The sequence below is a fragment of the Leptolyngbya sp. CALU 1928 genome, assembly GCF_056784215.1.
The window spans coordinates 269,085-284,023 of the sequence record NZ_JBXBCE010000020.1; the positions used below are offsets into that span (position 1 = coordinate 269,085).

The following is a 14,939-nucleotide window of genomic DNA, read 5'->3' on the forward strand; positions in this document are numbered from 1 at the left end:
CTCAACCTATGGAATGCCCATTGTGTAGACACTTGAAGGTGCATAAGCATGGCAAGATGCCCAGTGGAGTCCAACGGTATTTTTGCCCTAGTTGCACTCAAACCTTCAACGAACGCTTTGATACCCTCTACTATCATCGGCACGTTAGCCCAGAGCAAATTCGCCAAGTCTTGCAAGCTCACAGTGAAGGCAGCAGTTTGCAAGGCATCAGTCGCACCAGTGGACTGGCATACAACACGGTTGTCAGCATCGTTCGTGCTGCTAGTCAACGGGCACAACAGGTTCATAATGCCCAGGTGCAAACAGTAAAAACCCCAGAGGTGTCTGCTGATGAGATGTGGTCGTTTGTGCAAAAAAACAGAAGTAATGTCTCCCCGGTGAATTAGAAGTGGGTGATTGTTGGATCACGTTGAGTTTAGCCAATTCGAGTGGATTGATCTTAGCGGCGCGAGTCGGAAAACATACCGATGAACTGATTGAGGAATTGATCGTGAGTACAGAAGGAAAAACCGATTGCAAGCGCTGGAACAGCGATGATTGGGGTGGATATGAACGGGTGCTGCCTCCTGAAATCCTCCATTACATCGGTAAAGATAGAACTCAGAGGTTAGAGCGCACCAATGGCGTTGTCAGACAGCAAACGGGTCGATGGCATCGACGGCAGAACAAATTTGGCAAAGTGTGGCAGCAATCAAAAATCACGACCCGTTTAGTCGTGAGCTATTTCAATTGGATTTGGCAGCATAGTCGCTTCAAGACAACCGCAGCGCAACGAGCAGGTTTAACTGATCGCTCTTGGGCTTGGCATGATATTGCCATTTACCCCACAACCTTTTGACGCACAATTAAACTGCTTTCGTGCCAGCACATCCACGCCAGAGGTCGGCTCATCAAGAAATAACAGCTTCGGTTCGTGCATGACGGAGGCACCAAAAGCAACACGCTGTTTCCATCCTCCTGGTAATTGCCGCGTCAGCAGATGGGACTGCCCTTCCAAACCACAAATGGAGAGCACCCAGCGAATCTTTTCTCGCCCTTGCTTGGGAGAAAGACCATAGACTCCACTGTAAAACTGCAAATTCTCGAGGATGGTCAGGTCATCATAAAGAGTGAACTTTTGGCTCATGTAGCCAATTTGCTGGCGTAGTGCGGCACTCCGCAGATCACCCTTTTCTCCCGCGATCGCAATCTCCCCTGAACTGAGCGGTAAGAGTCCACACAGCATCTTAATCAGGGTGGTTTTGCCCGCCCCATTTGCGCCTAGCAACCCATACACTTCGCCATAATGGATGTCCAGGTTCAGGTCTACAACCGCGTGAAAGGTACCAACGTTGCGGTTGAGGTGACGGGCGGCGATGGCGATGGTCGTGGAGTTATGAGTAGCGCTTTGCGCCGCTACGCTAGAGAGTTTTGAGTTTTGAGTTTTGTCTCTGGATCGTGGGAAGGTGATAAATTTGGGAACGTCTCCCTTGCGTCTTAAAAGCGTGGTGAAAACATTTTCCAGGGTGGGTGTTTCGGGTTGTATGCGATCGTAGGGCACCTGATACTGCCTGAGTTGATCGCGTACCAACACTTCCCCTTGTTGGACATCCTTAACCAGGACTTCAACCCGATCGCCGAATGTTGAGACATCAGCAAGCTGCCCGTCACTCACCAGAGGCAATAAGGCTTGTTCCGCTTTGACTAAGGCAGGCGTGCGGATCACTAACCGTTGCAGTCCCAGAGCCGCTTTCAATGCGGTGGGCGTGCCAATTTGTTGAATTTGTCCATTGTCAAGCAAGGCGACGCGATCGCACCGTTCCGCTTCATCCAGGTCAGGAGTCGCTACAACAATCGTGATCCCCTGGGCAGTCAGGCTTGCCAGAATATCCCAAAACTCCCGACGGGCAATGGTATCGCCCCCCGTCGTTGGTTCGTCTAGCAACAATACCTGGGGTTCTGCAATCAATGCACAACAGAGGGCTAACTTCTGTTTCATCCCGCCAGACAGACGACCCGCGAGGCGATCGCCAAAGTGATCCAATTGCATCAGTGTCAGATATTTACGGCGGCGTGCAGCTAGCTGATTTTCTGGCACTAACCGCAGTCCGGCACTGTAATTGATGTTTTCCTCCACACTAAGGTCTGGATAAAGAGAAAATTGCTGCGTGAGATAACCGGTATGGTTACGGGCATCTCTGGCAGGCAGCGCAAGAATACGCGCTTCTCCCACTGTAGCTTCCATTACACCACCCAAAATATTGAAAATGGTTGTCTTGCCAGCCCCATCGGGACCAATCAACCCAAACAATTCTCCGCGCCGAACATCTAGGTCGATCCCCCGAATGGCAATTGTTTTCCCATAATGCTTGTACAATTTCCGCATCTGAATGGTGGCAGCACTCAGGGCGGAAGTAGATGAAACCGTTGTCTTCTGACAAACGGGCATTGACAAGGAATGAGTCATAGCATACCCGCCTAAACGATGATTTGCTTGGGAGTGATGAGTAATGCTAACTCTTAGCTTGAATGCTAACGCTAATAGTTTGAGAAACGTGTGAAGAAATGAGTGTAGAAAATTTGGCGTGCCGATGATGTTAAATCTGTGAGATTGATTAACTCAACATCTTGCATCATGCACAACAAGGGTACAGAAACCGGGTTTCTCAACCAAAGCTTAAGGGTTTTTCGCCTTGTTTTCCGCAAGAAACCTGGTTTCTTGGCTGGTGCAATATGTCAGTTGATGTTCTAGCTTTTCTCACCGTTGCTTAACGTTTGATGTCGTAGTCAATCAAATAACCCTCGAAATGAAACAGTCGTCTGTAAGACTACATACAACGAGTCTGACAGGCTGTTTGAGATCAAGTGCTTTGGTTGAGTTTTACTCTCGCTCATTTACTGTAGAAACGATCTATGTTTGAAACCCTCTTTACGCCCAACCCCAGTGTGGAAGCAAAAGTCAGTATTCGTCTCCGTAAAGGTGTCATTATTGGTGCCGGACAGGTTGGGATGGCGTGTGCTTACTCTATGATCATCCAGAACTGCTTTGATGAGTTGGTGCTGCAAGATGTTCAGATAGAACGGGTGCAGGGAGAAGTCATGGATCTAGTGCAGGGCACTCCCTTCATTGGTCCTGTCAATATTCAGGCTGGTAGCGTTGCCGATATAGGACAGAATGCAGACCTGGTGATCATCACGGCTGGTGCGAGCCAGAAGCCAGGAGAGAGCAGGCTGGATCTGGTTGGACGGAACGTTGTCATCTTTAAAAGCTTGCTTGCCGATATCGTGAAATATTGTCCCAATGCCACTCTGCTGGTAGTGAGCAATCCTGTAGACATCATGACCTACGTAACGCTGAAGCTTTCCGGTTTTCCATCAGCCAGGGTGATTGGCTCTGGCACCGTCTTGGATTCTGCCCGTTTCCGTACTCTGCTGGCAGCAAAGATGGGGATTGATCCACACAGCGTTCATGCTTACATCATTGGTGAGCATGGCGACAGTGAAGTACCCGTCTGGAGTAAGGTGAATATTGCTGGTATGCCTCTCTATGAGGGCAGTCCATCGCCGGACACTGCTAAACTGAATGAACTTTTTGAGCAGGTCAAGAATGCTGGCTACGAGATCCTTAACCGCAAAGGCTACACATCCTACGCGATCGGGCTGGTGATGACCGAAATTGTCAAAGCAATTCTTCACAGCCAAGAACGCATTCTGACGGTCAGCAACTTGGTCAATGGGTTCTACGGTATCCATGATGTCTGTCTTAGCCTGCCCTCTGTCGTGAATGAAAAAGGAGTTATTAAAACGGTCAATCTGACCCTCAACGACCAGCAATTCCAAATTCAAAACTTTGACAACTCGCTGAATCAGACTGGAGGATAAGGAAACACCTCGTGGGAGCACGGTGATGGAATCATTGCCTTTAAGTTTTGGGGTGTTGTTAGGCTATCTGCATCAAGCCATCAGTCGGATTGAAGACCCAAGGCAAGCGAGTAACGGCACCCGCTACAGCGTGAGTGACGCAATCTTGGCAGCGTTTAGCGTGTTTTTCATGCAGTGCGAGTCTTTCCTGGAGCACCAACGGCAAATGCAGAGTCGGCAGGGCAAGGATAACGCTCAAACATTGTTTGGGTTAGCTCAAATTCCGAGTACACCGCAAATCCGCAATATTTTGGATCACCTGGCTGCACCTGTCCTAACGGGTGTGTTTGAGCAGGTGTATCGAGGTTTGAGGCAAGGGGGATACTTGCAGGCATACCACTGCTTGGGAGGGCATTTGTTAGTCACCTTAGACGGGACGCAATATTTCAGTTCGCAGAAAATTCAGTGTCAGCAGTGTTCAACTCGAACGCATAAAAATGGGCGTGTGACCTATTTTCATAGCGCGATTCTACCCGTGATTGTCGCTCCTGGTCAGTCGCAGGTGATTGCCTTAGCCCCCGAATTTATCAGTCCGCAAGATGGGTCTGTGAAACAAGACTGCGAAGTGGTGGCGGCTAAACGCTGGATGCAGACCCATGCGGGGCAATTTGCCCAACACCCAATAACGCTGCTTGGGGATGACCTCTATAGTCGTCAACCGATGGTTCAGCAGTGTATAGAGCTTGGCATAAACTTCATTTTTACCGCTCTACCCGACTCTCACCCTGCCCTGTACGAGCGCTTGCACGTGCTTGAGGTTTTGGGGGCGCTCGAGACCCTAGAAATCCGGCAATGCCACCAGCGCACTCCAGCGATTTATCACTACCGCTATGCCAATCTCGTGCCGATTCGGGACACTCAACCCGCCTTGCTGGTCAATTGGTGCGAACTGGTCGTTACCCGGGAACACGACGCTCAGGTGCTCTACCACAATGCCTTCATCACCCACCATCGCTTGGGTCATACCACCGTTGCCTCAGTGGTCGCTGCTGGTAGAAGTCGGTGGAAGACCGAAAACGAAAATCACAATGTCCTCAAAACCAAGGGGTACCATCTCGAACACAACTTTGGGCATGGGCAACAGCATTTAGCCAACTTTTTGCTCACGCTCAATCTCCTGGCTTTCCTGTTCCATACAGTGCTTCATCTAGTGGACACGTCTTATCAGAAAATTCGCCACCAACGGGGCACTCGCAAGGGTTTCTTTCAAGACATCCTCAGCCTGACTAAGTATTTGCTATTCAATAGTTGGCAGCATCTAATTGACTTTATGCTCTCCGATGCAGACCCCTCTCCTATCACTGATTCCTCTTAAATTTTTGAATTTGGAATTGCTGCTCAACGACACGGAGCAGAAGCAGCTCTTAAATTCTGCACAAGCCCTACATGACATTATTGACAAGTTAGCGCTTTGATGGAATTACGTTTGCATCGACGAAACATTTAATGGTGAAGCAACAATGGCTAAATTGATTTTGGTTCGCCACGGACAAAGCCTTTGGAATGCTGAGAATCGCTTTACTGGCTGGGTCGATGTGCCTCTGGGCAAACAGGGTCGGGCAGAAGCCACGATCGCCGCTGACAAACTCGAAACCTATCGAGTCCGGGTTTGTTTTACCAGCCTACTGATTCGCGCGATTGAAACCGCCATCATCATTCTGACGGAAGGCGATGATCTTTGCGACGGCAGAATTCCCATCATCAAACATGATGTGGATGATGGCGATTGGCATGGCTGGGACAAATACACGGGCGATCCCTCACAGGAATTGCCCATTTATCTCTCCTCCCGGCTGGATGAACGCTACTATGGTGCACTACAAGGACTAAACAAAGCTGAAACTGCCGTGAAATTTGGCACGGAACAGGTAAAACTTTGGCGGCGATCGTATACTGTGGCTCCACCGGAAGGCGAAAGTCTGGAAGATACGGTCAAGCGGGCTGTGCCCTTCTTTCGCGATCGCATCCTCAAGCACTTGATGGATGGAGATAATGTATTGATTGCAGCGCATGGAAATTCCCTCCGTTCCATCATCAAGCACTTAGAAAATCTCTCCGAAGCGGCGATCATCAACGTTGAGCTAGGCACCGGGATTCCCATTGTGTATGACATTGATGCCAACGGTCAGGTCACTGACAAAGTTATCCTGAATTGAAACAACTAAGGCATCCTGCAAAAAAATAAGTTGCACATTCAATCCACAAGTCTAGAACATTACCTTTTGGCGGGATGACATGGGCATCAGTTCGACAATCTCAATGGTTGAGAGATTCTAGTTCTCACTGACTGCTGGCTCCATCAGTTGTGCGTCCGCTCATCTCACTTGGATGGAGGCGATAGATTGCCACGACCTCTGCGCGTCCCCAGGAGTCAGTCCAAGTGCGATTGATTGCAGGTGAAAGGGTAGGATTACGCTCTTTGATGAATTGTCTGGCATGATCGATGTCTGACTGCTCAGTGAGGCGATCGGCTCGACCATTCACAATGACGCTGCGCCAATGAGGCGGATCGTGAATCTCTTCAACCTGGAGGCAGATTTCTGGGTTCGCGTCGATATCATGCGTCTTCATGCCTTCGGTTGTAAACAGGTAAATATCCGCATTTTCGAGGTAATAACGCATTGGCATCACGCAAGGTTTACCTTTGTGAATGAAACCAAGATGACCGTATCCTACTTGTTGCAGGAAGTCTTGTATTTCTTTTGAACTCATTTCATCAATATCTAACATGGTCATTCTCCTACAGATTAAATCGATTGGTAATCTTGATAAAAAGGTGATGAACTGCGGTAAAAAACGTAGGAATTTGGCTTAAAGTAGCGCTGGAGCGATCGCCAACTTAATCAGCATCAAAGATTTATTGAGTGCTTTTTATTAAAAACTTGTGGGGCTAACGCTGCTTGAGCAGGGCAACAATGTCTCTCGCTTCTTTGTGATACAAAGCATCAACATGAGCGCCTCTAGAAAGCCTTGCCTCTTCTTGACTATTGAAAGGACCCAGGTGATAAGTTTGTGGGGGGACAGAGGTGTTGACTTCTACCCACCAAGATACAGTTGGTTGATGCAGTGAAAATGAATTCATTAGAGATACCTGTAGTGTGTTAAACCCGACTTAGAGCGCTCGCATTGGAAAGACTTCTGTTGTGCAAAAAATGTAAAAAAGACCTTTCCATTGGTTCATCTTTTGGTTCAAGAACTGGCATTTCTTGCCAGCAACTTTGACAAAACCAGTAGATAGATCCGCCTTGAACATGTCGGAGGAGTTTGTCGAAGCAATAGGGGCAATTTTGCATAGTGTCTCCATTTAATAAAACTCAGTTGAAGTGAGTACTAATTCGGTATTAATTGCCCTGGCATAGGGGAACGGTTGAGCGCGATCGCCCACTGTGATTTTGGCGGTTCTCTGAGGTTCGTAGGACTTCATCATCGTCAGCGTTAGTGTTGCATCGCTTAGCTCAGCAATGGCAGTCTGAGGCTGAATGGCGCTAGGCAACGGGATCAAGCTTTGGAACGAAGCATCGGAAAATTCTGACTCTGAGTAATTTTGGTCTTCGAGAGGGTCTAGGCGATCGCCTCTAACCAAGACAGTTTCTGGGGTAATTTGCAGGTCAAGGCTACCGCCAGAATGATGGAACTGAATCTTCAAAATCAAGAGCGTTGCTGTTTCTTGTAGGTCAAGGCTAAAGGGCTGAGGGATGCCGCGATCGCAAACCCAAAGTGTAGATTCGTAAACTTTTTGCTTTAAGTCGTGAAAAAGCGGAAATAGAAACTGAAAAATGTCCAATGTAGGCTGCGATCGCAATGAAATCATTATTTTTTACCTGATATGAGTGGGTGCAGCTTAATCAGATGGAACTAAGAATTTAAGCGTTTGCTCCTCTTAAAACTGATTAAGGAATGTGGAGATAATGATTGAAACTACTGCCATGAAATAACTAGCAAACTGCTAACCACTCATTTTTATAGCTCGACATTGTATCGACTGCGAGCAGAATAATGAAGAGATAATTGAGTACCCGATCAACATGACACATTTAACACGATTGTGCCCTCCATCACTTGATGGAGATTAGGTTAGAAAGGTTTACATCTGAATAAAACAAAACAAAATGGATTGCGATTAACCCTAACTTAAAGTGACATAGGGGTGATTGAAATCGTGTATATGCAAACGTTTGAATTGTATGAATTGAATCAAAATGTATTAAAGCTTTACGAATAGTGAGGAAGCTTGACCTGAATAAGCGTTTGTTCTGACCGTAGATAGAGAAAAGATAAATAGTTTTGCTATAAAGTGTGATTGGCAGGTAAGAATCGGTATTGCCTATGAAGGCTGTTACGAAAAAAGTGCTTTGCTAAATTAGGTAGGCACAGTTAAACAGAGAGTATTTAGACCAGCCAGGACAGGTCGCTAGATCCATTTCCAGAATATTTATGCCAATCTACTAATCGTTCAGGGAAACATAGAAGCCGTCATCAGAGCAACTCGTTAGGTTGAGGAAAAAGATTGGTTTATAGCTGTTAGCTCGATCCAGATTCCGAAGTCTTTTAATTTTTTATTTGGTGGTGCCAACTTCAGCCAAGGCAATCGCTTACCGCTAAATAGGAGATATAGCCCATGAATACAACCTTGCGAGAGGATACAGACGAACAATTGGTCTCAATCAGCGCTGGCTCTGTTCAACTAGAAGGAGTTTTGATGGTGCCAAGCGAGGCTGAGGGACTTGTCATATTTGCTCATAGTGGTGGCAGTAGCCTTTACAGTACTCGAAACCGCTTTCTTGCCCATGAGCTGCGTCAGGCTGGGCTAGCAACCCTGTTGGTTAGCTTGCTAACACCTGAAGAAGAAACCAGTGATACTCAAACACCACGCTTCCAGCTTGATGTTGCACTCCTCACGGCCCGGATTCTAAGCGTGACAGCTTGGCTGATCGATCAGCCAAGCACCTGCAAGTTTAAGATTGGCTATCTCGGAGATGATATTGCGGGTGGGGCAGCGCTAATCGCGGCAGCAGAACATCCACAAGTCCTAGGAGCGATCGCTCTCCGCAGCGGAAAGACAGACTTAGCTCAGCATCGGCTGGCTCAAATCCAGGCTCCCACATTACTAATTGTGGGTAGTACCGATGAGGAAACTGTTGCTATGAATCAATACGCTTTAAGTCAAATTCAAGTTGAGAAAAGGCTTGAAATTATCTCTGGAGCCTCTCACCTTTTTGCAGAACCTAACGCACTCACAGAGGTGGGGCGCTTATCCAGCCAATGGTTCAAGCATTATCTAATAGCTGCCGCTCCCCAATCCCCAATCCAAAATGAACATTCCACGCTCTCGTGATTTAACTGACCGTGATTTGATTTACACAGACTGGGCGCTGATCGAACCGCACTTTTATCCAGAGCAGTTACGTGCTAGAGAAACCGTCTTTACGATCGGCAACGGCTATTTAGGGACGCGGGGCAGCTTTGAGGAAGGCTACCCTCACGCACTACCAACTACCTTAGTGAATGGATTATATGACGACATGCCTGTGGTCTATACCGAGCTAGTCAATTGTCCTGATTGGCTGTCCTTGGTGATCATTGTCAACGGAGAGCAGTTTCGGCTCGATCGCGGCAAAATTATCTACTACGAACGGCAGCTTGATCTGCGCCATGGAATTCTAAGCCGCTCGGTACGTTGGCTTAGCCCTAATGGAAACACACTAGATTTGCGGTTTGAGCGCTTTGCCAGCTTGGTAGATCAACAAGTGTTGGGATTGCGCTGCCAGATTACGCCAATCGATTTCAACGGTAAAATTGAGGTTCAGTCCAGCTTCAATGGCTATTCCAACAATCAAGGCTTTAACCATTGGGAGCAACTCGATCGGGGCAAGACGGAACAGGGTATTTGGCTACAGGTTCGCACCCGCAGTACCTACATCGAACTTGGCATGGCTGCCAAAATGGTGGTGATTGGCACCAATGACTCATCTCAAGTGATCAGTATGCCCGATCCCACCTTGATGACCACCTTTCTCGCAACAGCAGGACAGTCCGTCAGTGTAGAAAAGGTTGTGACAGTGTTCACATCCCAGGAGGTGGAACAGCCCGTGCAGGTGGCTCAAGCCAAATTAGTTGACCTGCCCTCCTATGCGGTGCTGCTCACTGCTCATCAGCAGGCGTGGAAAGAAGTTTGGCAGCAGAGCGATATCGAGATTGAGGGCGATCTCAACGCTCAGTTGGCAGTGCGATATAACCTGTTTCAACTCTTTATTGGTGCCTGTACCGATGAAAAGTTGACACGTCCAAACAGTAGCCCCGATAGTGTTCCTGCCAAAACGCTGTCGGGCTTAGGCTACCGGGGACATATCTTTTGGGATACCGAAATTTTTATCCTGCCCTTTTTTACTTTGACGCAACCCGCGATCGCCCGTAGCTTGCTGAGCTACCGTTATTACACCCTGGATGGTGCACGGCGCAAAGCTGCCCATAGTGGGTATAAAGGAGCCATGTTTGCTTGGGAAAGTGCTGCCACTGGCGATGAGGTGACACCCCGCTGGTCAATGCCGGATGATCCCTATACGGAAGCGGTACGCATCTGGTGCCGCGATCACGAAATTCATATCAGTGCCGACATTGCCTACGCCGTCTGGCAGTATTGGCAGGCAACGGGCGATGACCTCTGGATGCGAGACTACGGAGCCGAAATCATTCTAGACACTGCCGTCTTTTGGCTGAGTCGGGTGGAATGGAATGCGAAGCAGGAACGCTATGAACTGTGTGGGATCATTGGAGCCGATGAATACCATGAGCAGGTGAATAACAATGCGTTCACTAATTACATGGTGCAGTGGCATCTCGAAAAGGCTGTTGCTGTTTATGAGTGGTTACAGCGGATGTTTCCAGATCAAGCGGTTGCATTGACTAAACGGCTACAACTCACGCCAGAGCGACGGCAGCGCTGGCAAAACATCATTGAGCAAATATATATCCCTTACGATGCCAAAATGGGGATGATCGAGCAGTTCGAGGGCTTTTTCAAGCTCAAGGATATCGACTTAAACGAGTACGAACCCCGCAAGCGCTCAATTCAAGCGGTCTTGGGTATGGACGAAACGAATCAGCGGCAGGTGCTAAAGCAACCCGACGTGCTGATGCTCCTCTACCTGATGCGAGATCTGCCAGCATTCTCGGATGACGTGCTGCAAAAGAACTGGAACTACTACGCGCCCCGCACCGACATTACCTACGGTTCGTCCCTGGGTGCCGCTATTCACGCGATCCTCGCAGCGAACTTGGGTGCCGCCACAAATGCCTATGAATACTTTATGCAGGCTGCCCTAATCGATCTCAAAGATGCGTTCGGCAACACAGCAGACGGCATTCATGCGGCTTCAGCAGGCGGGGTCTGGCAAGCAGTGGTGTTCGGCTTCGGCGGCATTCAACTGAAGGACGATGGTCCCGTTGCGATTCCTCATCTACCGCCCACCTGGACTCGTCTCAAATTCAAACTGCACTGGCGCGGCACTTGGCACAACTTCGATCTAACGCCTGACTCTCAAGCGCCTGACATTCGGGGCTTTATTTTCGACCTGGATGGGGTTTTAACGAATACTGCCGAATTTCACTACCGAGCTTGGCAGCGATTAGCGGATGAAGAAGGATTACCCTTCAATCGTCGGGCAAATGAAGCACTGCGGGGCGTGGCTCGACGAGAATCACTTTTACGCATTGTGGATAATCGGCAATACTCAGAAGTCGCACTCAAATCGATGATGGATCGCAAAAATCGTTACTATGTGGAATCGATCCAGGACATCACCTCCCAAGACGTTTTGCCAGGAGTCATTGAGCTATTAGACGAACTCCGGCAGGCAGGAATTAAAATCGCGATCGGCTCTGCCAGCAAGAATGCGCGAACCGTGATCGAGAAGCTAGGGATTGCTGATCGCGTGAATGCGATCGCAGATGGTTACAGCGTCGAACGCCCCAAGCCAGCCCCTGACCTATTTCTGTTCGCCGCCAATCAGTTAGGACTCGACCCGGCTCACTGTGTCGTGGTTGAAGATGCCCCCGTGGGAATTGAAGCCGCGATCTCCGCTGGCATGTGGACGATTGGACTCGGTTCTGCTATTGGCGAAGCCTCGCCTGTGGAGAATTGCGTTGGGACTGCCCATATTGCTCTACCAAACCTAATGGGCGTTCACCTGAGCGATCTACAAATCAAATTAAACAGAGGCTTGATATTGCGCGACGATAAGTGTAAAAACAGCCTTGTCAAGTGATGAGTAGAGAATATTGCTGGTTGAGTACAGCATTCACTTTGGATGAGAGTTCTGACGAAACAGCAATTCTTTTGCGGCAACCTTATTTTCTATTCTCAACCATGCTTTTCTACAGCGGCAACTTGATAATCTTATAAGAATCTCGACCTTTCGTTGTCTAAGCATGTGATCGATCTTGAGGTGAAACTGGAGTTGAACCCTAAGCGTTGTGAAGCTTTGTAAAAGTTCTAAGGCTTTTCTTGTCGTTCTGTGGCTTCTTGATAAGCTAGGGGCAACTTAAGCTTTATCAGCGTCGCACTAGCAAGGGTTTCCTTAGAATTCATACTGATAAAGTCTATCGGTAAAATTATGAGTTCTCGCACTCAATGTCCTAACTGTTCTTACCCATTGCTACTCCACAGCGCTTTGGAAAAACCCTAATGGTTTTGTCATTACTGTTACCAGTCCGTTGTCTATGGCGTGGATCAACTTTCTACACCGAACCACTCAGCCAATATTTTACCCACAATGGATGTGCATCCGAACCTAGCTGTCGCGTCTGAAATAACTCAGCAACAGCAAGCCTCACTTCAAACTGAGCTAGCAAAACTCAATCAACTGAAAGATGACTTTCTGAGTACCATTTCGCATGAATTGCAGACACCTCTATCCAATATGAGGCTATCGATTCAGATGTTAGAAATGCTTTTACGCCAAACTGGAGTCCTCACGGCTGAATCCACAATGGCTGAGCCACGACTCGGCAAAATTTCTCACTATCTCACGGTTTTAAAGGCTGAGTGTGAGCGAGAAATGGGTCTCATCAATGATTTGTTGTTTTTACAAGCGCTAGAGGCAGGCACTCAACCGCTGCTGCCCATATACCTCCCGTTGCAAGATTGGCTTTTACAGGTAGTTGAGACCTTTGAAGTCAGGGCTGGCAACCAGCAGCAACAGCTACGGATTGACCTTCCAGCGAACCTGCCGCCGTTGAGGACTGACTTTATTCTCTTAGAGCGGCTCCTCTCTGAATTGCTCACTAACGCCTGCAAGTTTACTCCCCCAGAAGGACAAATTACGATCACAGCCTCTACTATGGCTGGGCAGATGCAAATACAGGTGACGAACTCAGGCGTAGAGATTCCGACTGGTGAGTTAACGCAGATCTTTCATAAGTTTTACCGCGTTCCCAGTGATGATCCCTGGCGGCACAAAGGCGTTGGACTCGGGCTGGCATTGGGTAAACGACTCGCACATTATTTAGGGGGCGACCTCTGGGCAGAAAGCAGTTTGGGACAGACTTGCTTCACCGTTGAGTTACCCTGCCCGGAGAGCCAGAGTATCACGCCAATAGATATGCTGATGAGTTACGTGGCTTACTACGTGAGTCATGGCAAGTCAATTTTGAGTCCGATGCATGGAGTACTGCCCTTTGAGGGCGAAGTGTATCAGCACTGGGGCTATCATCGTGACTTTCTAGACTTTTGGCGACGGTTGCAGCAACGACCGGACTTCCGGGAACTGTTTCTCGACGGTGATGATCATGCTTTTAGACAGTTCTTAAGGGGTGACTGCACTGTGACTGAGTGTGCCCGTTGCCGTCTCCCCATTCCGACTGCCGAAGGCTGCACTCATAGCACACCCAGTTGCCTGTTCTGTGATGTACCCATTGATGTGAGGGCACGGATGATGCAAATTGTAGCGATCGGTGTACAGCATCCCCCTGACAAACTGATAGAAGCATCGTTGGCTGCGAACGGGTTTGAGCTAACCTTCATAGCTGATCCAGCGAACCTGCCCCTGCAAGCGCTACCGTCATCTATAGATTTGGTTCTAATTGATGCTTCTGTTGCAGAAACAACAGTACAGGCATGGGCTAAAGACCTCTGCTGTTATCCTCAGTTTAAAGGAGTCCAGATTATGGCGCTCAGTGCTTACAATCATTGTAATCTGCCTTGGACTGAGCGAAGACTAGGCATTGCTGATTATCTTCTCTCTCCCCTAGGCGGAACTTACCTAGCTCAACGGTTACAACAGATCTCTCCGCCAATGACAGATGGCTCACTCCAACTCCACTGGTTTCCTTGCTAGTGAAAACAGATCTTAGTCATGCCAGTCATGTAAAGCACTGCCGCTCCCTGCGTAAGTCCTGACTTGCTTCAAAAGCCTTCAGACGGGTTTAGATAACGCCAGAGAGCGATCGCTTAGGAACGGTGAAATCAAGTTTTCAGCCTTACAAAAGCGTTTCACAATCAAAGTCTCAAACACAGCCTGCTCGGATGAGTTGTGAGCAGTATGACCATACAAAGGCACCACTCCCACCATAAAAATTTAAGCAGCAGATACACAAGGAATTATTCACTGCACCGATATCCACACGCCCGATAAGTCATAAAACTGCCCTCGCTGCTCCACTACAAACTCATCATCTAGCAATACTCCTAGCCACACGTTCAGTAATGGCATCTGTACCGCCTGTACCAGTTCCATCAGGGGTAAAGAAGATCTGTGCTGATGCATCCAGTGAGCGATCGCCTGTTTATGGCAGTAAGACAGTATGCCCAAAAACGGCGAGAGATACTGTAGGCTCGCGTAGTGCGTAGCTCATAACCAAGTATGACAATATCGTGCAGCAGTCCTTTGCGGGGTAGTGCCCTCAAGGAAAGGCTGAGGAAATAAGAATAGCATCAAGCAAGTCCCAGTTTGCATCGTCATGTTGCATTATGGTGATGCACGAAATTCCATATGGCTGCGATGTGATTGTCTAACTTTTTAGAAAACGATAAGCACTTTCTC

At 48.3% G+C, this 14,939-nt stretch carries 12 protein-coding genes and 1 pseudogene; 7 read left to right on the top strand and 6 right to left on the bottom strand.

All coding sequences use genetic code 11. The features are described from left to right. Positions 1–8: 8 nt before the first annotated feature. Positions 9–838, top strand: a protein-coding gene (locus AC1S5B_RS28345) for an IS1 family transposase (protein WP_482037023.1) whose coding sequence is annotated in 2 segments (ribosomal slippage) — positions 9–366 and positions 366–838 — 831 coding nt in all. Because the reading frame shifts where the segments join, the coding sequence is not laid out codon by codon here. On the opposite strand, the gene AC1S5B_RS28350 is transcribed toward AC1S5B_RS28345, so the two are convergent. Continuing rightward, on the bottom strand, positions 782–2,446 hold the full coding sequence (locus tag AC1S5B_RS28350) for an ATP-binding cassette domain-containing protein (protein WP_482039002.1): 1,665 nt from the start codon (positions 2,444–2,446) through the stop codon (positions 782–784). The two genes, AC1S5B_RS28345 and AC1S5B_RS28350, sit on opposite strands and share 57 nt — an antisense overlap. A gap of 446 nt (positions 2,447–2,892) precedes the next feature. Here AC1S5B_RS28350 and AC1S5B_RS28355 point away from each other — a divergent pair, with 446 nt between their 5' ends. From AC1S5B_RS28355 to AC1S5B_RS28365, 3 genes and pseudogenes are all read left to right on the top strand, one after another. Then, positions 2,893–3,861 carry an L-lactate dehydrogenase gene (locus AC1S5B_RS28355; protein ID WP_482039003.1) on the top strand — a complete coding sequence of 323 codons (969 nt, stop codon included), beginning with the start codon at positions 2,893–2,895 and terminating at the stop codon, positions 3,859–3,861. Positions 3,862–3,916: 55 nt separating this feature from the next. Beyond that, positions 3,917–5,131, top strand: a pseudogene (locus AC1S5B_RS28360) (ISNCY family transposase); the annotation flags it as partial. A 229-nt stretch (positions 5,132–5,360) separates the two neighbouring features. Then, on the top strand, positions 5,361–6,056 hold the full coding sequence (locus AC1S5B_RS28365; protein ID WP_482039004.1) for a 2,3-bisphosphoglycerate-dependent phosphoglycerate mutase: 696 nt from the start codon (positions 5,361–5,363) through the stop codon (positions 6,054–6,056). A gap of 124 nt (positions 6,057–6,180) precedes the next feature. Here the strand turns inward: AC1S5B_RS28365 and AC1S5B_RS28370 are convergent, their stop codons facing one another. The 3 genes from AC1S5B_RS28370 to AC1S5B_RS28380 form a co-directional block, all read right to left on the bottom strand. After that, entirely contained in the window at positions 6,181–6,630 is a 450-nt protein-coding gene (locus tag AC1S5B_RS28370; RefSeq protein WP_482039005.1) for a pyridoxamine 5'-phosphate oxidase family protein, read from the bottom strand. 160 nt (positions 6,631–6,790) lie between these two features. Then, positions 6,791–6,982 carry a DUF1816 domain-containing protein gene (locus AC1S5B_RS28375; protein ID WP_482039006.1) on the bottom strand — a complete coding sequence of 64 codons (192 nt, stop codon included), beginning with the start codon at positions 6,980–6,982 and terminating at the stop codon, positions 6,791–6,793. Positions 6,983–7,204: 222 nt separating this feature from the next. Then, positions 7,205–7,711, bottom strand: coding sequence for an Hsp20/alpha crystallin family protein (locus tag AC1S5B_RS28380; protein ID WP_482039007.1), 507 nt, complete (start codon positions 7,709–7,711; stop codon positions 7,205–7,207). An 807-nt stretch (positions 7,712–8,518) separates the two neighbouring features. On the opposite strand from AC1S5B_RS28380, the gene AC1S5B_RS28385 reads away from it, so the two are divergent. From AC1S5B_RS28385 to AC1S5B_RS28395, 3 genes are all read left to right on the top strand, one after another. Then, the gene (locus AC1S5B_RS28385; protein WP_482039008.1) at positions 8,519–9,235 is read left to right on the top strand and encodes a dienelactone hydrolase family protein; all 717 of its coding nucleotides are present in this window, start codon (positions 8,519–8,521) and stop codon (positions 9,233–9,235) included. Next, positions 9,213–12,164 (top strand): beta-phosphoglucomutase, encoded by a 2,952-nt coding sequence (gene pgmB / locus AC1S5B_RS28390; RefSeq protein WP_482039009.1) that lies wholly within the window; start codon positions 9,213–9,215, stop codon positions 12,162–12,164. The genes AC1S5B_RS28385 and pgmB overlap by 23 nt, the downstream gene beginning before the upstream one ends. 459 nt (positions 12,165–12,623) lie before the next feature. Continuing rightward, positions 12,624–14,234 carry a sensor histidine kinase gene (locus AC1S5B_RS28395; RefSeq protein WP_482039010.1) on the top strand — a complete coding sequence of 537 codons (1,611 nt, stop codon included), beginning with the start codon at positions 12,624–12,626 and terminating at the stop codon, positions 14,232–14,234. Between the two features lie 78 nt (positions 14,235–14,312). On the opposite strand, the gene AC1S5B_RS28400 is transcribed toward AC1S5B_RS28395, so the two are convergent. After that, positions 14,313–14,468: a hypothetical protein gene (locus AC1S5B_RS28400; protein WP_482039011.1), complete on the bottom strand. Its 156-nt coding sequence runs from the start codon at positions 14,466–14,468 to the stop codon at positions 14,313–14,315. Between the two features lie 33 nt (positions 14,469–14,501). Next, positions 14,502–14,708, bottom strand: a complete 207-nt coding sequence (locus AC1S5B_RS28405) for a hypothetical protein (RefSeq protein ID WP_482039012.1) — start codon at positions 14,706–14,708, stop codon at positions 14,502–14,504. Between the last annotated feature and the right edge of the window lie 231 nt (positions 14,709–14,939).

Bases quoted from the DNA above. Each gene is read 5' to 3' on its own strand.
- AC1S5B_RS28365 (WP_482039004.1), top strand. From the start codon at position 5,361: ATGGCTAAATTGATTTTGGTTCGCCACGGACAAAGCCTTTGGAATGCT.
- AC1S5B_RS28385 (WP_482039008.1), top strand. From the start codon at position 8,519: ATGAATACAACCTTGCGAGAGGATACAGACGAACAATTGGTCTCAATC.
- AC1S5B_RS28375 (WP_482039006.1), bottom strand. From the start codon at position 6,982: ATGAATTCATTTTCACTGCATCAACCAACTGTATCTTGGTGGGTAGAA.
- AC1S5B_RS28370 (WP_482039005.1), bottom strand. From the start codon at position 6,630: ATGTTAGATATTGATGAAATGAGTTCAAAAGAAATACAAGACTTCCTG.
- pgmB (WP_482039009.1), top strand. From the start codon at position 9,213: ATGAACATTCCACGCTCTCGTGATTTAACTGACCGTGATTTGATTTAC.
- AC1S5B_RS28355 (WP_482039003.1), top strand. From the start codon at position 2,893: ATGTTTGAAACCCTCTTTACGCCCAACCCCAGTGTGGAAGCAAAAGTC.
- AC1S5B_RS28350 (WP_482039002.1), bottom strand. From the start codon at position 2,446: ATGACTCATTCCTTGTCAATGCCCGTTTGTCAGAAGACAACGGTTTCA.
- AC1S5B_RS28400 (WP_482039011.1), bottom strand. From the start codon at position 14,468: ATGGTGGGAGTGGTGCCTTTGTATGGTCATACTGCTCACAACTCATCC.
- AC1S5B_RS28380 (WP_482039007.1), bottom strand. From the start codon at position 7,711: ATGATTTCATTGCGATCGCAGCCTACATTGGACATTTTTCAGTTTCTA.